The following is a 17,491-nucleotide window of genomic DNA, read 5'->3' as shown; positions in this document are numbered from 1 at the left end:
ATCGTCATGACCACGTACCTGATCACCGTTCCTGGCACCTTCACCACCGGGATCGAGGAGGACGAGCGAGCGCGGCTGAGCCGGGCACTGCGGCCGGCCGATCCCCACACCACTCGGACGGGCAGCACCGAGGACCTGGACGCCCTCACCGTCAACGAGGACAACACCTTCACCATCAGGCTGTCCGTGGAGGCGGACAGCGGCGCTCATGCCGAGGAGGGCGCCCGGGACCTCGCGGACTCCGCGCTGCGTGACGCGGGACTCGATCCGGGCAGCGCGCCGCTGGGGCCCGCGGTGATCACCGGCATCGACTCCGACATCGGCTGAGCCCACCGTCCGGTCCCCGTCACTCCGGCGCCGGCGGCGGGGTCGCGGCCGCTGCGGGCCGTACACCCGCGGTTCTGCCCTCGAAGGGCCGCCGCCCGCCGGAGTGAACCTGCCCGCCGCCCCGGCGGAACGATTCGGCCACCGTCCGCGTCCTTCTCGACCAGGGCACGCGACCGTGCATGCCCGGGGGGGCGAGGGGAGACCGGGTGCGGACGGGCGGATTCGCGGACTGGACAGACCGGTTCGAGGAGGAGGACCGGCGCAGACGGGCCGAGCCGGACCCGCACTGGGCACAGGGGGCGTCCCTCCACCGCGCGGTGTGGGCGAGCATCCAGCGGTTCCAGGTCGGCGAGGACGGTGACGGCGCCAACCTCATCGCCAAGGCGGAAGAGGCCGGTGACCCCGACTACGCGCACGCGGTGAAGCTGTTCGTCGCCGAGGAGCAGAACCACGCCCGACTGCTGGCCCGTCTGCTGACCGCCGGCGGTATGCCGACACTGGCCGGCCACTGGAGCGACCGGGCCTTCGTACGGCTGCGGCGCATGATGGGGCTGCGCACCGAACTGCTGGTGCTGATGATCGCGGAAGTGGTGGCCCTGCGCTACTACCGGGCCCTGCGTGACGGCGCCGCGGATCCGCTCACCTCGGACGTGGCGGGCCACATCCTGGCCGACGAGCAGCGTCACGTGCCCTTCCACTGCGCGCGGTTGCACGCCTCCTTCCGCGAACTGCCCCGTCCCCTGCGGCGCCCGGTGACGGCCGGCTGGCAGCTGCTGCTGTACGCGGTCTGCCTCGTGGTGGCCGCCGACCATGGCGCGGCCCTGCGTGAACTCGGCCTCGGCCGCCTGCGGTTCGTGGCCGACGTCATGGTGTCGTCGAAGAGCGTGGTTGGTACGATCTTGGCTTGATCTCGACGCCGCACGGTGTCGCGGGCCGCCGTTATGGACACCTCTGTCGGGTACGCGCCCCTGGCCGTACACTGCCAACCCGCAGACATGCGGGCGTAGTTATATGGGGGGAGCCACCATGTCCGGCAATCCGTACGGTCCTTATCAGCAGTTCGCCGTGCCACCGATGCCATCGAGCCCGCCGCCGGCACCGCCGGACCGTCTGCGGGCGGCCGCCGTCGCACTGCTCAACCTCAGCGGCCTGGGCCTCGGGTACGCGTTGATCCGAAGATGGATCCCGATGGCCGCCTGCTGCGTGGCGACCGTCGTACTGCTGCTCGTGGCGCTGCCCGCCGACGCCGACGGTGTCCCGGGGGCGGCGCTCGCCGGCTACGCCGTGATCCTGCTGCTGGCGGCCGTGCACGGCGCGATCGCCGGGCTGCGCACCCGGCTGACCTGGCCCGGGAGAGCGCCGCTGGCGCTGCTGCTGGGCGTGCTGCTCCTCGCCGTACCGGCCGGTGCCGCCGTCGGGTACGACGGCGCGCACAAGGAGGCCGTGGAGCAGTCGCTCCTCGACCGCCTGGAGCGGGCCGACCGCATGGTGACGGCGGCCGGCCGGCACACGTTCAGCAGGTCCGACTACGGGTCCGCCCTGGACGTGTACAAGGACCTCGCGGTCAACCACTCCGGCTCCCGCGCGGCCGGGCAGGTCCCGGACCGGATGAGGACCTACTACGAGACGGTCGGCGCCGCGTACGGCCACAAGGACTACTGCGCCGCGGTCGAGCCGCTGAAGTACCTGCGTACGGTGCCCCGCACCATGCCGAAGAAGCAGCTCGGCTCGCTGACGAGTTGGCCCGACGACCGCCTGGCCACCTCGCTGTACGAGTGCGGTTCGAGCAGCCTGGCGGGCGGCCAGGCGGACTGGGTCACGCGGTTCGGCGACCTGCTGGACACGTTCCCGCGGTCCGCGCCGGCGGGCAAGGTCGTACCCGCCGTCGACTCGGCGGTGAAGAAGGCGGAGAACGACGTCAGCGGGAGCGAACCCTGCACCGCCGTCGAGCAGTTGACCAGTCTGAACACCCGGATCACCGAGCTGTCGGCGACGGCCACGGACGCGGCCGACGGCCTCAAGAAGGCCGCCGGCCGGGCCGCGAGCAGCGGTGACGCGGGGGAGTACGCCTGCGGAGTCGACCAGTACAAGGACGGCGACTTCGACGAGGCCCAGAAGACCATGGACCAGTTCGTCGCCGACAACAAGCACAGCAAGAACCGGGACCGCGCCAAGAAGGTGTCCATCGCCGCCGAGGTCGCCCAGACGCTCCCGGCCGCCGGGAAGAAGCTGCCCACCACCGCATCCGGCGGCAGCATCTCCGTCACGGTCAAGAACGACAGCCCGCACGACGTCACCGTCCTCTACACCGGCCCGGTCACCGGCAGCTTCACGCTCAAGGGCTGCGGCAGCTGCAAGACCTACTCCTTCGCCGACACGATCAGGATCGGGTTCAAGCCCTGCAGCAGCGGCAAGAACTATCCGCAGCGGACGATCAGTCTCCCCGTCGGCACCACGTACTTCGTGCACAAGCCGCACGGTGACAGCACCGCGACGCCGGCCTCGGACACCGCCAAGCTCCGCCCCGGGTACATCTACACGGAATGCGCCTACACGAAGCAGACCCTCGGCAGCAGTTACTGAGGTGCGACCGGTTCCCGCGTCCGCGACGCCCGCCAGGGAATCGTGACGCGGGGACCGCCGCGGAAGCACCACAGCGCGATGACCGGGTCGCAGATCGCGCAGCCCAGGGACGAGCCGTGCTCGAAGGGCACGATCGGATTGCCCTTGAAGTGGTGCAACAGGTCCCACGAGGTGTGCATCAGCCAGCCGATGCCGATGAAGGTCCAGGACTCCAGGCCGCGGTAGGCGACGTACGTGGCCACGACGGTGTAGAGGAACTCCCAGCCGCCGAAGCCGCCGCCGCTGAGGTAGGCGGCTCCGGCGCCGCCCACCATCAGCGCGTTGAGGCGGCGGCGACTGTCCGGACGGCGGACCAGTGACATCAGCAGGACGTAGAGGATGCCGATCAGGATCGGGGCGATGTAGCTCAAGACCGGGTCGCTTTCTCGGTGTGCTGTGGCGAGATTGCCAACAGGACGACGAATGGGACGAGTTCGGCATGTGCCGCGATGCGCGGGGGTCGCAGCGCGGGTACGGGGGGACGACCGGCCTGGGCCGGCTGGTGTCCCTGAAGCCAATCAGCTGTCGCCCCGGCACCCCAGTGGCATGGATGACACCTTCCAACGAGATAGCGACAGGTATGTTCGGACCATGCACACCGTCGCCGTTCTCGCGCTGGACCAGGTGATTCCCTTCGACCTGTCGACCCCGATCGAGGTCTTCACCCGCACCCGCCTCCCGGACGGACGCCCCGGCTACCAGATCCGCGTGTGCGCCGAGCAGCCGGAGATCGACACCGGGTCCTTCGTCCTGCGCGCACCCTGGGGCCTGGACGGACTCGAGGGCGCGGACACGGTCATCGTGCCCGGAACCGCCGACCCCGCGGCCCCGCTCCCGCCCGCCGTCCGGGACGCCCTGCGCGCGGCGGCCGAGGACGGCACACGCATCGCGTCCATCTGCTCGGGCACCTTCCCACTGGCCGCCACCGGACTCCTCGACGGACTGCGGGCCACCACCCACTGGGCCGCGGCGGACCTGCTGGCCGCCGTCCACCCCGAGATCGAGGTCGACCCGGGTGTCCTGTACGTCGACAACGGCCAGTTCCTCACCTCGGCCGGCGCCGCAGCGGGACTGGACCTGTGCCTGCACCTCATCCGCCGCGACTACGGCTCGGCCGTCGCCGCCGACGCGGCCCGGCTGTCCGTGATGCCGCTCGAACGTGAGGGCGGCCAGGCGCAGTTCATCGTCCACGACCACGCGCCGACCCCGCGGGGCTCCGCCCTCGAACCCGTGCTCACCTGGCTCCAGGACAACCTCGGCCGCGAGCTCTCCCTCGCCGACATCGCCGCCCACGCCGGAATTAGCACCCGGACCCTCATCCGCCGCTTCCGCGAACAGACCGGCACCACCCCGCTGCAATGGCTGCACCGCGCCCGGATCCGCCAGGCCCAGCACCTCCTGGAGACCACGCACCACCCTGTCGAGCGCATCGCCGGCCAGGTCGGCTTCGGCTCACCCACCGCCTTCCGCGACCGTTTCAAACGCACCACCGGCGTCAGCCCGCACACCTACCGCCGCACCTTCAGCTGATGTCAGTGGCGGAGCCTATGGTCCAACCATGAGCATTCCCGCCGCAGTCGAGGGCTCCTGGGCCCGCATCGACGCCTGGCTGGCCCGGCACGCCCCCGTCAGCCACGCCCGGCTGAGGCCGCCCGCCCAGGCGTCCGACATCGAGGCCGCCGAGCGCACGCTGGGAGTCCGCTTCCACCCCGACCTGAGGGCGTCGCTCCGCTGCCACGACGGAGTGGAACCGGCGGACGGGGCGCCCGTGCTGGCGTACTACGGGCCGCTGTCCGGCATCGCGGACATCGTCGACGGCACCCGGTTCCTGCGGGACATCGGCGCGGACATCGAACCGGAGAACGCCCTGGACGAGGCCGCCGAGGACGACGAGGACGACGACGAACTGGACGAGTACTGGCACCACGACTGGCTGCTGATCACCCTCGGCATCGGCCGGCAGCGCTCCGACGGTCTCTTCCTCTCCTGCCGCCCCGGGCCCAACTGGGGCCGGCCGGGCCGCTACTTCGACGAGTACGCCCCCTCCTTCACCGAGTGGCCCTCCCTGCGCCACGTGCTTGCCGACTACGCGGACGCGCTGGAGGACGGCACCACGTTCCACGGCCGTACGCCGCTGGCCGTGGACGGTGTCCTGCTGTGGGACGACGAGAGAACCGTCATCCCCGAACCGGTCTCCCCGCTCGCCCTCGCCGCCGCGACCCCCGAACCGGAGCCGGAGCCGCCCGCCCCGGCGGCGTCGGACCCGGCGCCCGCGGGGATGCCGGAGGACGGGCAGCGGCTGTTCTTCGTCAGGACCCGCCACAGCGGTCCGCCGGCCCCCGCGCCGGTCCAGCCCGATGTGGTCTTCGCCGAGGGGATCACCCCGGACGAACTGCTGCGCAGGCTCGGCGCGATACCCGGGACGCTCCGGCCCCGCACCCGGGAGCGGGCGCGGGAGTCCGCGGACTCGCCGTGGGCGGCGTACCGTCCGACGGTGCGTGCGGGCACGGTCGGCGGCTGGGCGTACGCGACGCAGGAGGGCGCGTACGGGACGCGGACGCAGGACGGGGTCGCGCCCCAGCTCGCACGGCCCGAGGTCCTGCGCAGAGCGTCCGCGGGCACCCGGGCCGTCGCCCTGGCCAAGGGGGGACCGGAGGTCCGGGTCACCGTCACCGAGGACGGCGCCCCGCGTCCTGAGGAGGACCGCCGTGCCGACTCGCCGCGCGAGGATCGCGGCGCGGATCCGTGGCCCGGGTCCTCGGCGGCGTACACCCGCTTCCTGACCGAACTCGACCGGGACTTCGGCATCCGCTACCGGCCGGAGGACGACGCGGACGCCGAGCTGACAAGTGGGCTGCTCCTGCCGCTGCTGGAGGACATCGACCCGGACGCACACCGGTACGTCGACGAGGTGCGGGACTTCGACCTGGCCGGGCTCGTGAAGCGGACCCCGCCGCAGCGGCTGCGCACGGCCATGGCCGCCCAGCTGGCGCGGCTGGCGGCGGAGACCGGCGTCGAGGGCTACGACGAGATCGCCGGCGCCGTGGCGCGGATCCGGCGCGGCGAGAACGTCGACCTGACGCCCGACGGCCCCCTGGACCTGCGCATCCGCACCATCGACGCCGAGACGTGGGCGGCCCGGCAGCTGGTGTGCGGGGCGGGACGGTGGCGCGAGGGGCCGGTGGCGCAGGACGACTTCAATGCCTGGGCCACCCGGGCGGAGGCCACCCGCGCGCTCCGCGAGTTCGTGCGGCTGCCGGTTCCCGCCGCGGCCGCCACCATCCTCCGCCACCGGATGTCCGTGCACTGGCGGACCGAACTGGCCGCCGACCTGGAGGGGGCCTGACGGCGGGAACCGCAGCCGCTCACGTCACCGGTGGTGCGGCGAGGTGAGGTAGTGCTGCCTCAGCAACTCCCTTCCGTAGTCGTTGCCGTTGGGCGTGCGGATGATCGAGTGGACGTGCTTCTGGGTCGGGGTGCCGCCCTGCGACGCGCCGTACGCGCCCGCCAGCGGGCCCGGGGCCTGGCAGTCGACCTCCACCCATACGACGGGGCTGTGCACCCGGACGTAGAAGGCGTCGGTGTCGCCGGTGCCCCCGGCCCAGGTGACGTGGGTGTCGTCGAGGTGCGCGCGGACCTCGGCCATCCGCACCCTGGCCACGTCCGCCTTCGCCCGCCCGGCGAAGGCCTCGACGATGCCGAGCAGCTTCTTCTTCTGGGCGCCGGTGAGGGCGTTGCCGCGCAGGCCCTCGTACGCCTGGACCGTGTTGTCGCAGAACGCGCCCGCCTTCATCGACTCGTTCGACTTGGTGGCGGAGCTGATGGCGACCTTCTGCTGGGCCGTGGTGAGGGAGTTGATGAAGGCGAGGCTCGCGGCGACCTCCTCGTGGCAGACCGTCACCGTCCCGCCGTCGATCTCCATCGAGGTCGGCTCCGAACCCCAGAAGCAGGGGCTCATCACGACCTGGTCGCCGAGGACGAAGTAGTTGATGACGAGGTGGTGGCCGTCGAACTGGAAGCCCCAGGGCTCGGTGGCCGACGGGGTGCCCATCAACGTCCAGTAGTAGGCGTCCTCGTTGAAGGACTTGGTGTTGCCGATCGCCTCGCCCGCCGCCTGGTTGATCCGGCGGATCTTCTCGGTGGTCTCCAGGCCGTCGGCGCTCAGGGCCGCCTTCAGCAGGGCGGTGCCGAGGGCCTTCTGGTCGTCGGTCAGGTCGGCGAGGGAGACGCCCTGGCGGGCGTAGGAGTCGATGTTGCTCCACAGCCGCCACTCGGTGGAGTGGACCGTGAACCGCGTCGCGGTCTTCTGGGTGTCGGTGAGCCCGGCCAGGAAGGCGTTCGCCGCGGAGATCACGGGTGCGGTGGCCACGTCCGTGGAGTGGATCGTGAACAGGTCGTCGATGCGCTTGCCGTCGGTGGTCAGGCCGAAGAACTCCTCGGTGATGGACTGGTTTCCGGGACCTCCGGGGCCGCCGCCCGGGCCACCGGTGGGGGCACCGCTGGGCGAAGCGCCGGCCGAAGGGCCGGCGGAGGCGTCGGCCGCGCCGGTGCCCGTGCCGTCGTCGGCGAGCGCGGTCCAGGCTCCGGCGCCGCCCATCGTCACCACCGCCGTGGCACCGCTGGCGAAGAACACCTTCCGCATGAAGTTCCGGCGGCTCGCGAGGGCACCGCGGCCGGCTTCGGACTGGGGCTCGCGGGCGGTCGGCTCCCCGGTGTCGAGCTCGGTCATCTTCGCTGAATCCCTTCGTCGGGGGCGCGTCCCCGGTGGACGGCCGCACGGGCGACCACTGTGGATCAGTGAACTGAGGCCCACCTGAACCCGGCCCGGCCCACCGGCCGGAACCGGTGCCTCGCGCCTGCGCGGACCGCGTCGGACCTGGTTCTCTGTGTGTGCGCTGGGAGTTCGCGGGGGCCGGGACGGGTCGGTCGGAGCTGGGGACCGACGCGAGGGCCGGGACGCGTCAGTCGGTGCCGGGGGCCGACGCGAGGGCCGGGTTCGCGTCGGTCGGGTGGCCGGGTGCGGCCGTGGGGAGGATGACCGTGAATGCCGTGCCGCCGGGGGCGCTGGTGACGTCGATGTGACCGCCGTGCGCCTGGGTGATGGCCGCGGCGATGGCCAGCCCCAGCCCCGAGCCGCCCTCCCCGCCAGGGGTGCGGGAGCGGGAGGTGCCGGCCCGGGTGAAACGCTCGAACACCGTGGGCAGGACATCGGGCGGGATGCCGGGGCCGTCGTCCCGGACCCGGATCACGGCGTCCGTGGCCGTGGCCTCCACGACGACCGTCACCTTCGTGCCCGCCGGAGTGTGCACCCGGGCGTTGGCCAGCAGGTTGGCCAGCACCTGCTGGAGCCGGGCCTGGTCGCCGAGCACCGTCGCGGTCCCTTCGAGGCGCAGCGCCAGCTGCCAGTCGTGGCCGCTCCCGGCAGCCCGCGCGTCCCACACCGCTTCGGCGACCAGGGTCGCCAGGTTCACCTCGGCCGACCGCAGCGGCCGTCCCTCGTCGAGGCGGGCGAGCAGCAGCAGATCCTCCACCAGCCCGGTCATCCGGGCCGACTGGGCGAGCACCCGGCGCCAGGCCAGCGCCGGTTCGATCTTCCGCGAGCCGCGGTCCATGAGTTCGGCGTATCCGGCGATCGACGCCAGCGGTGTGCGCAGTTCGTGGCCGGCGTCGGCGAGGAAGCGGCGCATGCGTTCCTCGGTGCGCTGGCGTCCGGCGAGCGAGTGCTCGACATGGTCGATGAGGTGGTTGAGGGCGACACCGACCTGGCCGACCTCGGTGCCGGCGTCGGTGTCCCGGGCGGGGACCCGGGTGAGCCCGGTGACCTCGCCGCGTTCCAGTGGCGCGCGGGCGACCTCGGCCGCGGTGGCGGCGACCCGGCCGAGGGGGCGCAGCTGCCGCCGTACGACGACCGCCGAGACGCACGCCGCGGCACCCAGCCCCACGGCGGCTATCACGGACTCGGCCGTGACCAGGGCGTTCATCATGCGCTGCACCCGGTCCACGGGGAGCCCCGCCAGCACGGGCACCCCGTCGCCGCCCAGCGCGGTCACACGGTACGCGCCGAGGCCGGGGACGGTGCGGGTGTGCAGCGAGCCGTCCGGGGTGATGCCGTCGAGGGCGGCGCGCTGACGGGCCGTCAGAACCCGCTGCCCGCCTTCCTGGGTGACCACCTCGGCGGCCAGGATCCGCCCGTCGGCGGCGAAACGGGCCGCGAGCGTGCCGACGGGCTGCCCGCGTTCGTTGAGGAAGCCCAGGTCCCGCGCGCCGCCCGCACGGTGCTGCAGTCCGCCCTGGCTGCGTGCCGCGGCGTCGGTGACCCGCTGGTCCAGGTCCCCAAGGAGATAGACGCGTTGCACGACGACCGTGGTCAGCGCCATGGCCGCGCAGACGACGACCATGGCCATGGAGACGAACAGCACCAGGCGGGCCCGCAGCGACCGCCCGCCCGGCCGGCCCCCCGCCCCCCTCGCCTCCGTCATCGTCGCGTTCCGTCGTCCACCGCCCTGATCGCGTACCCGACCCCGCGCACGGTGTGGATCATCGGAGCCCGGCCCTTGTCGATCTTCGCGCGCAGACTGTAGATGTACACCTCCACCAGATTGCCCTCGCCGTCGAACGAGGAGTTCCAGACGTGGTCGAGGAGCTGCGCCTTGCTGAGCACCTGGTGCGGATGGCCCACGAGGAACCACAGCAGGTCGAACTCCTTGGCGGTGAGCGGGACGAGCGTGCCGCCCCGCCGCACTTCGCGGGTCCTCCCGGCGAGCACGAGATCGCCCAGCGTCCGCACGGGTTCGCCCTCGGCCGCGCCCCAGGCGCCGGCGCGGCGCAGCAGCCCGCGCAGCCGCAGCATGACCTCCTCCAGTGAGAAGGGCTTGGTCACGTAGTCGTCCGCGCCCGCCGACAGCCCCTCGATCCGGTGCTCCAGCGCGTCGCGGGCGGTGAGCATGAGCACGGGCAGGCCGGCGTTCTCGCCCCGCAGACTGCGCAGCACCTGCACCCCGTCCACGTCGGGGAGCATCCCGTCGAGGACGACGGCGTGCGGCGCGCAGCCGCGCGCGATCCGCAGCGCGCCGCGCCCGTCCCGGGCCGTGAGGGGCCGCCATCCGGCCTCGGCGACCGCCGCGGACAGCAACTCGGTGAGCTCGGGCTCGTCGTCGACGATCAGTACACGGACCGCGTCCTCGCGGGCCACAGGGGTGCGAGACATGCCGTGACCCTGTCACGGCTCGCTGTGCGAGCGCTGTGCCCGGCCCGAGCGCCGTGCGGGAAATGCAGGTGAGGGGTGCGCCGTCGTCCGCCTACGCTCGGCGGCATGGAACAGGGGGAGACGCTGTGGAACGTCGTCGATGTGGAGGCGACCTGCTGGGAGGGCCGTCCGCCGGCCGGGGCGGTCAGCGAGATCATCGAGATCGGGCTGACCGTCGTCGATCTGGCGACCGGTGAGCGGACCGGGCGGCACCGCGTCCTGGTACGGCCGGCCCGGTCGGCCGTCAGCGCCTTCTGCACGGAGCTGACCGGGCTGACACAGGCCGAAGTGGACCAGGGGCTGTCCTTCGGCGAGGCATGCCGGCTGCTGGCCACCGCACACCGGTCCGGGATCCGGCCGTGGACCAGCTGGGGGGAGTACGACCGCCGCCAGTTCCAGCGGCAGTGCCGGGCGACGGGCGTGACGTACCCCTTCGGACAGCGGCACGTCAACGCCAAGGAGGCCTTCGCCGCGGCGCACGGACTGCGCAAGCGTCCCGGCATGGCCCAGGCCCTGCGGGTGGCGGGTCTCCCGCTGGAGGGCCGTCACCACCGGGGCGAGGACGACGCCTGGAACATCGCCGCCCTGGTCCTCGGCCTCGCCCGGCAAGGCGCCTGGCCGGACCCGGGGACCGGCTGACCCCTCTGGCCCCTCTCTGATCTCCGAGACCTTGACCACAATCGGGCCAAGGAGCCCGGAGCCGGGGTACGCGGACTGCGGACAGGTACACCGCAGAGGGGAAGGATCTGGAATGTTCCGGTCGGCTCACGCCGCTCCGTGCTCGATGCCGCGGTCCGTGGTTCAGGCGGTCCGGCTGCCGGGGCCCTGGGCTTCGTCGTGTATCTGCGCGGCGGCCGCGTCGCAGAACGCCTCCAGCCCCTCCAGCAGCGCGGTCCGCTTGGCGGCGGGCATGAGTTCCAGTACCGCCTCCAGGGTGCTCTCCCGGCGCGTCCGCAGATCGGCGAGGAAGGCACGGCCCCGGCCGCTGAGGTGCAGGCGTACCTCGCGCCGGTCGGCCGGGCTCGTCACCCGCCGGACGAGGCCCGCGGCCTCCAGTCGGTCGCACAGACGGCTGGTCGAGGGCGGCGTGGAGGCGAGGGAGTCCGCGAGCGTGCGCAGGTTGATGCCCTCCTGGTGTTCCAGGATGAGCAGGACCCGCAGTTGCGAGGCCGACGCGGGCGCGGTCGACGCCCGGCCCCACAGGACCTCCAGCAGTTCCGCGGCCGTCGCGGTCACCCGCGCGACCTCGGCGGGCTCCGGACGGGGACGGAAGGCAGTCACTGTCACACTCTCGCAGACACCGGGACGGCCGTCAGCCTACTAGGACCGCCCGGCCGGAGGCGTCCGAATCGTCGTCCGGCGGAACTGAACGGCCCTTTACGGGGAACGAGGCCTGTAAGTGTTCGGTGAAGGATTGGTGCGTTTACCATCGTGAACAGATTCGTGGCCGCCGAGCGCGCTCTGCGCGGAGCGGCACCCCACGCCCTGATCGACGCCGCCCGCCGCGTACTGACGGAACAGTACGCGGCGGAGTCCGTCGAGCTGCTCATGGCCGACTACGGCCGGACCGTGCTCCAGCCGGTGTCCGCGCCGCCGTGCCACCCCGAGCCGGTCCCGGTGCACAACAGCCCGGCCGGCCGCGCCTTCGGCGCCCAGGAGCCGTACGTGGAGACCGTCCACGACGGCCGGGCACGCCTGCACCTGCCGGTCACCGTACGGGGCGACCGGCTGGGCGTGCTGTCGGTGACCCTTGCGGACGAGGCACACGCGCGCGACTGCCTGGACGAGCTGGCGGACGTCGCGGAGGTGCTCGGCCACGAGGTGATCGTGGCCGAACGGGACACCGACCTGTACCTCCAGGCGCGGCGCAAGGACCGGCTCACCCTCGCCGCCGAGATGCAGTGGCAGCTGCTGCCGGGGCGTGCCTGCGCGCGCCCCGAGTACGAACTCGGCGCGCAGCTGGAACCGGCGTACGCCATCTTCGGGGACAACTTCGACTGGTCGGCGACGGCGGACCACCTCACGCTGTACGTCACCAACGGCATGGGGGAGGGCATCGAGGCCGCCCTGCTGACGAACCTGGCCATCAACGCCCTGCGCAACGCGCGGCGGGCCGGCATCCCGATCGCCGACCAGGCGGCCCTGGCCGACCAGGCCGTCTACGCCCACTACCGGGGCCGCTGCTACCTCTCCGTGCTCATGCTCGACTTCGAGCTCGCCACCGGACGTGCCCGGGTGGTCGACGCGGGCTCTCCGCACATGCTGCGGCTGCGCGGCGGCAGCGTGGAACGCGTCCCTCTCGACGCCCAGTTGCCGCTCGGTATGTTCGAGGAGACCGACTACGTGGCACAGGAGTTCCGGGTCGAGCCCGGCGACCGCCTGGTCTTCGTCAGCGACGGCGTCCACGCGGTCGCCTCGCCGGGCGGAGAGGCCTACGGGGACAGCGCCCTGGCACGGGCCATCACGGCCACGCGACTGCTGCCCGCCGCCGAGGTCCCGCGCGCCGTCCTGCGCGAACTGTCCGGCCACCGCGGCCGGAGCGTGCCCCTTGATGACGCTTTGGTGGTCTGTCTGGACTGGCGCGGGCGCTGACGGGCAGAGCAACAGGAGAGGCTGCGCGGCCGTGAAGATCGCGTGTTGGTCACGCCGTACGCGCAGCGCTAATGTTTGTCATAAGGCAATAATCGGCCAGGGCGAGCGGACGACGACCGGCGGACACCGGGCCGGTGCAGTAGGGAGACGATGTAAGTGTCGGACCAGCATGCGGCGGACGAGCCGACGGCACGCCAGGTGGGCGACTTCCTGGAGCGGCGCCGCGAGCAGATCGCCCAGCGCTGGGCGGACGCCACCCTGTTCCGTACGGTCTTCACCGTATCCCGGGACGAGGCGGTGGAGGCGGGCAGGGCCGTGGTGGACGCCCTGTCCGAGGTGGCCCATGCCGGAAGGCCGGAGGACGTCACGGCGACCGGCTTCGACCAGGTGCGCGACCAGCTCGGCCGGATGTCGGGGTCCTTGACCCGCGCCGGATACAGCCCCGCGCACATCGCCAACGAGGTCGCCGGTCTGCGCCGCCCGTCCCTGGAGCTGCTGCGCGCCGAGTTCACCGAACCGTCCGGGCCCGAGGCCACCGAGAGCCTGCTCACCCTGACCGTGCTGCTGGACACCCTGCGCCTGGTCGTGATGGAGACCGCCCTCAGCGCGGGCGAGGAACTGATCTCACGCCAGCGGCAGCAACTGCTCGAAGTGGCCACCCCCGTGATCCAGCTGTGGGAGGGCGTCGTCGCCGTGCCCCTCATAGGCATGCTGGACAGCGCCCGCAGCCAGGTGGTCATGGAGAGCCTGCTGGAGGCGATCGTCGACCAGCGCGCCCGGTACGCCATCCTCGACATCACCGGCGTCTCCACGGTCGACTCGCTCGTCGCCCAGCACCTGATGAAGACGGTGGCCGCGGCCCGGCTGATGGGCGCCGAGTGCATCGTCTCCGGCATCCGTCCCGCGATCGCGCAGACCATCGTGCACCTCGGCATCGACCTGGGTTCGGTGCTCACCCGCGCCTCCCTCGCCGACGCCCTGGCCTACGCGCTCGGCCGGCAGGGCATCCAGATCTCCCCGAGCACGGACGCCGGAGTGAGCGCACGGTGAGCGGTGCACACCCCGGTCCCCCGGTCCCGGTGCTGGCACTGGGCGACATTCTGCTGGTGAGCCTCCAGGGGGAGTTGCACGACGGGATGGCCGAGCAGCTCCAGCAGGACATCACGGAACGGATCGCCCGCAGCAGCGCGAGCGGTGTGGTGATCGACGTCTCCGGTGTGGACATGGTCGACTCCTTCCTCGGCCGGATATTCGCCGAGATCGCCTCCATCACCCGGCTGCTGGCGGCCCGCACGGTACTGGCCGGGATGCGGCCCGCCGTGGCGATCACGCTGGTCGAACTGGGGCTCACCCTGCCCGGGCTGACCACCGCCCTCGACGTCGAACGCGCGATGGAGCTGCTCGGGCAGCCCGTACCCGTGTCGAGAAACTCCGCCGACGCAAGGAAGGGAGGCACGTGACGCCGGCCTCCCGCCCCGCCGCGGCCATGACGCTGCCCATCGGCTCGGACGCGGATCTGTCCTGGGTACGGCAGCAGGTGCGCCAGACGGCGGCCGACCTCGGCTTCGGCCTGGTGCAGCAGACGAAACTGGTCACCGCCGCCAGCGAACTCGCCCGCAACACCCTCGTCCACGGCGGCGGGGGACAGACGGAGATCATGCCCCTGGAGAGCGGACGCGCGCGCGGCCTCAGGCTGTCCTTCACCGACAACGGCCCCGGCATCCCGGACCTGGAACTGGCGATGACCGACGGTTACACCACCGGCGGCGGCCTGGGCCTCGGGCTGAGCGGAGCCAAGCGGCTGGTGCACGAGCTGACTGTCGACACCGAGCCGGGCCGGGGCACCACCGTCACCGTCATCGCCTGGGTCGCCGGCGTGCCCGCCTCCCGCCCGGAGCCGGGATGAGCCGGGTGTGGGACATCCCGGTGCACGACTCCACCCGGGTACGGGACGTCCGGGTCGCGGCCGAGGAGGCCGGCGCGCACGCCCGCCTCGACGCGCACCGCACGGCGGTCGCGGCGCTGGCCGCCACGGAGCTGGCGACCAACCTGCTCAAACACGCGGGCGGCGGCCGGGTGCTGATCAACCTCGTCGAGCCGCCGCCGGCCGACGACGGCGCCCGGGGACCGTCGGTGCAGCTCTTCGCCCTCGACCACGGGCCCGGCATCGCCGACGTCGGGGCCGCCCTGCGCGACGGCTACACCACCGTCGACACCTCGCTCGGCGCGGGCCTGGGCACCTGCCTGCGCATGTCCAGCGCCTTCGACCTGCACAGCGCACACGGCCGCGGAACCGTGGTGACGGCCCGCATCGACGGGCGGTCCACCGGCCGGCGGGCGGGCAGCGGGCCCCGTACCAGGGCCGGGGGCATCAACGTGCCCCTCGCCCGGGCCGAACACTCCGGGGACGCCTGGAGCTGGGTGCGCTCCGGATCCCGTACGACCCTGATGCTCGCCGACGGGCTCGGCCACGGCGTCAAGGCCGCCGAGGCATCGGCCACCGCGGTCGACGAGCTGCGCCGCACGGCACACCTGCCGCCCGCCGAACTCCTGCGGCACCTGCACACCGCCCTGCGGCGCACCCGGGGCGCGGCGGTCGCGGTGGCCCAACTGGACGAGGACGCCGGGGAACTCCGCTTCGCCGGCGTGGGCAACATCGGTGCCCGGCTGCACGACGGAGGCAGCTGGCAGCCGCTCGTCTCCCATCCCGGCATCGTCGGCGCCCACTTCCCGGCCGGCGTGCCCCTGCGGCGGGTGCCATGGCACCAGGACAGTCTGCTCGTCCTGCACAGCGACGGACTGCCCAGCCGCTGGACACCACCCGACGACCCCCGGCTCCTCACCCACGACCCGGCGGTGGTCGCCGCGGTCATCCTGCGGGACGCCAGCAGCCCCGCCCGACCCGTACGCGACGACACCAGTGTGGCCGTACTCGCCCCCGACCGCCGGACCCGCAATCCATGACCACAGCCTCCGATGTCTGGCACATCGCATCCGTGTCCGACGCGGCCCGTGCCCGCGCCGCCGCCGCACGTCTCGCGGCGGCCACCGGCGTGCCCGCCCTCGAACGCGCCCGCTTCCTGACGGCCCTCACCGACCGGCTGCGGCAGTGCCTCGTCCAGGGCGGGGCGGAACTCGTCGTCACCGCCGAGCAGGCCGCCGGGGACCCGGACCGGCGGATACAGGTGGACGTACGTACGGCCGGCCGGACGGCGGAGGCGACACCGCCCTGGCAGTTCACACTGACCTGCCCCCTTCCCCTGCGGCCGTCCGCGCCCGGTCACCCGGCCGGCCCGGACGGCACGGAGCTCGCCGAAGCCCTCCTGGCCGCCGACGAGGACACCGCGGCCGCGCTCGACAGGCTCGACGAGCTGGAGGAACTGGTCCGCTTCCACCGCGAGGAACTCCACCAGACGAACCAGGGCGTCCTGGCCCTGCACGCGGAACTCGACGCCGCCTCCCGCGCCCAGCGGGAACTCCTCGACGCGGAACGGACCGCGCGGACCGCGGCGGAGAACGCGCGGCGCCTGCTGACCTTCCTGACCACCGCCAGCGCCGTCGTGACCACCTCGCTCGACCACGAGGACATCCTGCGGCGGCTGCCCCGGCTCCTCGTCCCCGAGTACGCCGACGACGCCGACATCTGGATCTTCGACGAGGACCAGCCACCCCACAACGGCGGGCGGCCGGCCGCCGCCGTCACCGCCGCCCGTACCGGCCGTCCCCAGCACGCCGCCGACCACCCCGGCGACCTCCCCGGCGTCGAGGACCACCCGCCCTCCGTGCTCTCCCCGGACCGGCCGCTGCTGTGCGTACCGCTCACCGCGCGCGGCGTCCTGGGCGTGCTGACGCTGACCGCGCCCGGTCCCCGTTTCGACCCGGACACCTGCGTCATGCTCCTGGAACTGGCCCGGCGCCTGGCCACCGCCCTGGACAACGCCCGCCGCTACGAACAGCACCGGGACACCGCCGAGGCCCTCCAGCGCGCGCAGCTCACCGAACTCCCCGCCACCGAGGGGCTGTTCCTGGCCGCGCGCTATCTGCCCGCCACCCACGGCCTCAACATCGGCGGCGACTGGTACGACGCCTTCCCCCAGCCCGACGGCAGCGTGCTCGCCGTCATAGGGGACGTCACCGGGCACGGACTGCGCGCCGCGGTGATCATGGGCCAACTGCGCACCGCGCTGCGCGCCTACGCCGTCGAGGGCGACAGCCCCGCCCGGATCCTGACCCGGCTGCACCACATGCTCCGCCACCAGCAGCCCGAGCTGTACGCCACCGCCGTCATCGCCCGGTTCCGGCCCGGCGACCCAGAGGTCGTCTGGGCCGCCGCCGGGCACCCGCCGGCCGTGGTGCGCTCGCCCGACGGCGAGGTACGGGTGCTGGACACCAAGCCGGGCATCATGCTCGGGGTGCCCCTCGCCTACGAGTACGAGGACCACGTCGTCCGCGTCGGGCCCGGCTCCACCGTCGCCCTCTACACCGACGGACTGGTCGAGCGCCGGGCGCAGGGAATCGATCCGGGCATCGACCGCCTCGCCCACGCCCTGGCCGCACTGGGCCCGGCGGAACTGGAGGACCTCGACGCCTGCGCCGACTCACTGCTCAAACCGATGCTGCACGACTCCGAACGCGACGACGACATCTGCTTCCTGCTGTGCCGCACCGCGCCCGAAGCGGGCCAGGGCCTGTGACGCGGCAGGG

17 protein-coding genes are annotated in these 17,491 nt (G+C 72.9%); 12 read left to right on the top strand and 5 right to left on the bottom strand.

Going from position 1 to position 17,491, the window contains the following annotated elements:
* Positions 1 to 6: 6 nt before the first annotated feature.
* From ACH45E_RS21770 to ACH45E_RS21760, 3 genes are all read left to right on the top strand, one after another.
* Positions 7 to 327, top strand: a complete 321-nt coding sequence (locus ACH45E_RS21770; RefSeq protein WP_361445378.1) for a hypothetical protein — start codon at positions 7 to 9, stop codon at positions 325 to 327.
* Between the two features lie 206 nt (positions 328 to 533).
* Positions 534 to 1,235, top strand: coding sequence for a ferritin-like domain-containing protein (locus ACH45E_RS21765; RefSeq protein WP_361445375.1), 702 nt, complete (start codon positions 534 to 536; stop codon positions 1,233 to 1,235).
* A 118-nt stretch (positions 1,236 to 1,353) separates the two neighbouring features.
* Positions 1,354 to 2,910: a hypothetical protein gene (locus tag ACH45E_RS21760; RefSeq protein ID WP_361445372.1), complete on the top strand. Its 1,557-nt coding sequence runs from the start codon at positions 1,354 to 1,356 to the stop codon at positions 2,908 to 2,910.
* On the opposite strand, the gene ACH45E_RS21755 is transcribed toward ACH45E_RS21760, so the two are convergent.
* The gene (locus ACH45E_RS21755; RefSeq protein ID WP_361445370.1) at positions 2,904 to 3,320 is read right to left on the bottom strand and encodes a DUF6010 family protein; all 417 of its coding nucleotides are present in this window, start codon (positions 3,318 to 3,320) and stop codon (positions 2,904 to 2,906) included. The two genes, ACH45E_RS21760 and ACH45E_RS21755, sit on opposite strands and share 7 nt — an antisense overlap.
* A gap of 220 nt (positions 3,321 to 3,540) precedes the next feature.
* On the opposite strand from ACH45E_RS21755, the gene ACH45E_RS21750 reads away from it, so the two are divergent.
* Both ACH45E_RS21750 and ACH45E_RS21745 read left to right on the top strand, forming a co-directional pair.
* Positions 3,541 to 4,479 carry a helix-turn-helix domain-containing protein gene (locus ACH45E_RS21750; RefSeq protein ID WP_361445367.1) on the top strand — a complete coding sequence of 313 codons (939 nt, stop codon included), beginning with the start codon at positions 3,541 to 3,543 and terminating at the stop codon, positions 4,477 to 4,479.
* Between the two features lie 28 nt (positions 4,480 to 4,507).
* On the top strand, positions 4,508 to 6,295 hold the full coding sequence (locus tag ACH45E_RS21745; protein WP_361445364.1) for an SMI1/KNR4 family protein: 1,788 nt from the start codon (positions 4,508 to 4,510) through the stop codon (positions 6,293 to 6,295).
* A 24-nt stretch (positions 6,296 to 6,319) separates the two neighbouring features.
* Here the strand turns inward: ACH45E_RS21745 and ACH45E_RS21740 are convergent, their stop codons facing one another.
* From ACH45E_RS21740 to ACH45E_RS21730, 3 genes are all read right to left on the bottom strand, one after another.
* Positions 6,320 to 7,678: a DUF3500 domain-containing protein gene (locus tag ACH45E_RS21740; RefSeq protein WP_361445361.1), complete on the bottom strand. Its 1,359-nt coding sequence runs from the start codon at positions 7,676 to 7,678 to the stop codon at positions 6,320 to 6,322.
* A 232-nt stretch (positions 7,679 to 7,910) separates the two neighbouring features.
* A complete protein-coding gene (locus ACH45E_RS21735) occupies positions 7,911 to 9,428 on the bottom strand; it encodes an ATP-binding protein (RefSeq protein ID WP_361445358.1) in 1,518 nt (505 codons plus the stop codon).
* The gene (locus ACH45E_RS21730) at positions 9,425 to 10,156 is read right to left on the bottom strand and encodes a response regulator transcription factor (RefSeq protein WP_361445355.1); all 732 of its coding nucleotides are present in this window, start codon (positions 10,154 to 10,156) and stop codon (positions 9,425 to 9,427) included. The genes ACH45E_RS21735 and ACH45E_RS21730 overlap by 4 nt, the downstream gene beginning before the upstream one ends.
* Positions 10,157 to 10,261: 105 nt before the next feature.
* On the opposite strand from ACH45E_RS21730, the gene ACH45E_RS21725 reads away from it, so the two are divergent.
* The gene (locus ACH45E_RS21725; protein ID WP_361445352.1) at positions 10,262 to 10,834 is read left to right on the top strand and encodes a 3'-5' exonuclease; all 573 of its coding nucleotides are present in this window, start codon (positions 10,262 to 10,264) and stop codon (positions 10,832 to 10,834) included.
* 162 nt (positions 10,835 to 10,996) lie between these two features.
* Here the strand turns inward: ACH45E_RS21725 and ACH45E_RS21720 are convergent, their stop codons facing one another.
* Positions 10,997 to 11,482, bottom strand: a complete 486-nt coding sequence (locus tag ACH45E_RS21720) for a MarR family transcriptional regulator (protein ID WP_361445349.1) — start codon at positions 11,480 to 11,482, stop codon at positions 10,997 to 10,999.
* Between the two features lie 144 nt (positions 11,483 to 11,626).
* Here ACH45E_RS21720 and ACH45E_RS21715 point away from each other — a divergent pair, with 144 nt between their 5' ends.
* From ACH45E_RS21715 to ACH45E_RS21690, 6 genes are all read left to right on the top strand, one after another.
* Positions 11,627 to 12,787: a PP2C family protein-serine/threonine phosphatase gene (locus ACH45E_RS21715; protein ID WP_361445346.1), complete on the top strand. Its 1,161-nt coding sequence runs from the start codon at positions 11,627 to 11,629 to the stop codon at positions 12,785 to 12,787.
* Between the two features lie 156 nt (positions 12,788 to 12,943).
* Positions 12,944 to 13,837 (top strand): STAS domain-containing protein, encoded by an 894-nt coding sequence (locus ACH45E_RS21710; RefSeq protein ID WP_361445343.1) that lies wholly within the window; start codon positions 12,944 to 12,946, stop codon positions 13,835 to 13,837.
* Complete coding sequence (locus tag ACH45E_RS21705) at positions 13,834 to 14,247, top strand: STAS domain-containing protein (RefSeq protein ID WP_361445340.1); 414 nt, start codon at positions 13,834 to 13,836, stop codon at positions 14,245 to 14,247. Before ACH45E_RS21710 ends, ACH45E_RS21705 begins: the two co-directional genes overlap by 4 nt.
* Positions 14,248 to 14,273: 26 nt before the next feature.
* The gene (locus ACH45E_RS21700; protein ID WP_361445844.1) at positions 14,274 to 14,693 is read left to right on the top strand and encodes an ATP-binding protein; all 420 of its coding nucleotides are present in this window, start codon (positions 14,274 to 14,276) and stop codon (positions 14,691 to 14,693) included.
* Positions 14,690 to 15,751, top strand: coding sequence for a SpoIIE family protein phosphatase (locus ACH45E_RS21695; protein WP_361445337.1), 1,062 nt, complete (start codon positions 14,690 to 14,692; stop codon positions 15,749 to 15,751). Before ACH45E_RS21700 ends, ACH45E_RS21695 begins: the two co-directional genes overlap by 4 nt.
* The gene (locus ACH45E_RS21690; RefSeq protein WP_361445334.1) at positions 15,748 to 17,481 is read left to right on the top strand and encodes a SpoIIE family protein phosphatase; all 1,734 of its coding nucleotides are present in this window, start codon (positions 15,748 to 15,750) and stop codon (positions 17,479 to 17,481) included. The genes ACH45E_RS21695 and ACH45E_RS21690 overlap by 4 nt, the downstream gene beginning before the upstream one ends.
* Positions 17,482 to 17,491 lie beyond the last annotated feature (10 nt).

The organism is Streptomyces sp. NPDC020299, assembly GCF_044387825.1.
GTDB lineage: Bacteria > Actinomycetota > Actinomycetes > Streptomycetales > Streptomycetaceae > Streptomyces.
Note: the sequence above shows the minus strand (reverse complement) of the source record. Positions and strands in the feature narration are given on the sequence as shown.

Coding starts and splice junctions, on each gene's coding strand:
- ACH45E_RS21770 (WP_361445378.1), top strand. CDS start 7: ATGACCACGTACCTGATCACCGTTCCTGGCACCTTCACCACCGGGATC.
- ACH45E_RS21760 (WP_361445372.1), top strand. CDS start 1,354: ATGTCCGGCAATCCGTACGGTCCTTATCAGCAGTTCGCCGTGCCACCG.
- ACH45E_RS21750 (WP_361445367.1), top strand. CDS start 3,541: ATGCACACCGTCGCCGTTCTCGCGCTGGACCAGGTGATTCCCTTCGAC.
- ACH45E_RS21745 (WP_361445364.1), top strand. CDS start 4,508: ATGAGCATTCCCGCCGCAGTCGAGGGCTCCTGGGCCCGCATCGACGCC.
- ACH45E_RS21740 (WP_361445361.1), bottom strand. CDS start 7,678: ATGACCGAGCTCGACACCGGGGAGCCGACCGCCCGCGAGCCCCAGTCC.
- ACH45E_RS21735 (WP_361445358.1), bottom strand. CDS start 9,428: ATGACGGAGGCGAGGGGGGCGGGGGGCCGGCCGGGCGGGCGGTCGCTG.
- ACH45E_RS21730 (WP_361445355.1), bottom strand. CDS start 10,156: ATGTCTCGCACCCCTGTGGCCCGCGAGGACGCGGTCCGTGTACTGATC.
- ACH45E_RS21725 (WP_361445352.1), top strand. CDS start 10,262: ATGGAACAGGGGGAGACGCTGTGGAACGTCGTCGATGTGGAGGCGACC.
- ACH45E_RS21700 (WP_361445844.1), top strand. CDS start 14,274: ATGACGCTGCCCATCGGCTCGGACGCGGATCTGTCCTGGGTACGGCAG.
- ACH45E_RS21695 (WP_361445337.1), top strand. CDS start 14,690: ATGAGCCGGGTGTGGGACATCCCGGTGCACGACTCCACCCGGGTACGG.
- ACH45E_RS21690 (WP_361445334.1), top strand. CDS start 15,748: ATGACCACAGCCTCCGATGTCTGGCACATCGCATCCGTGTCCGACGCG.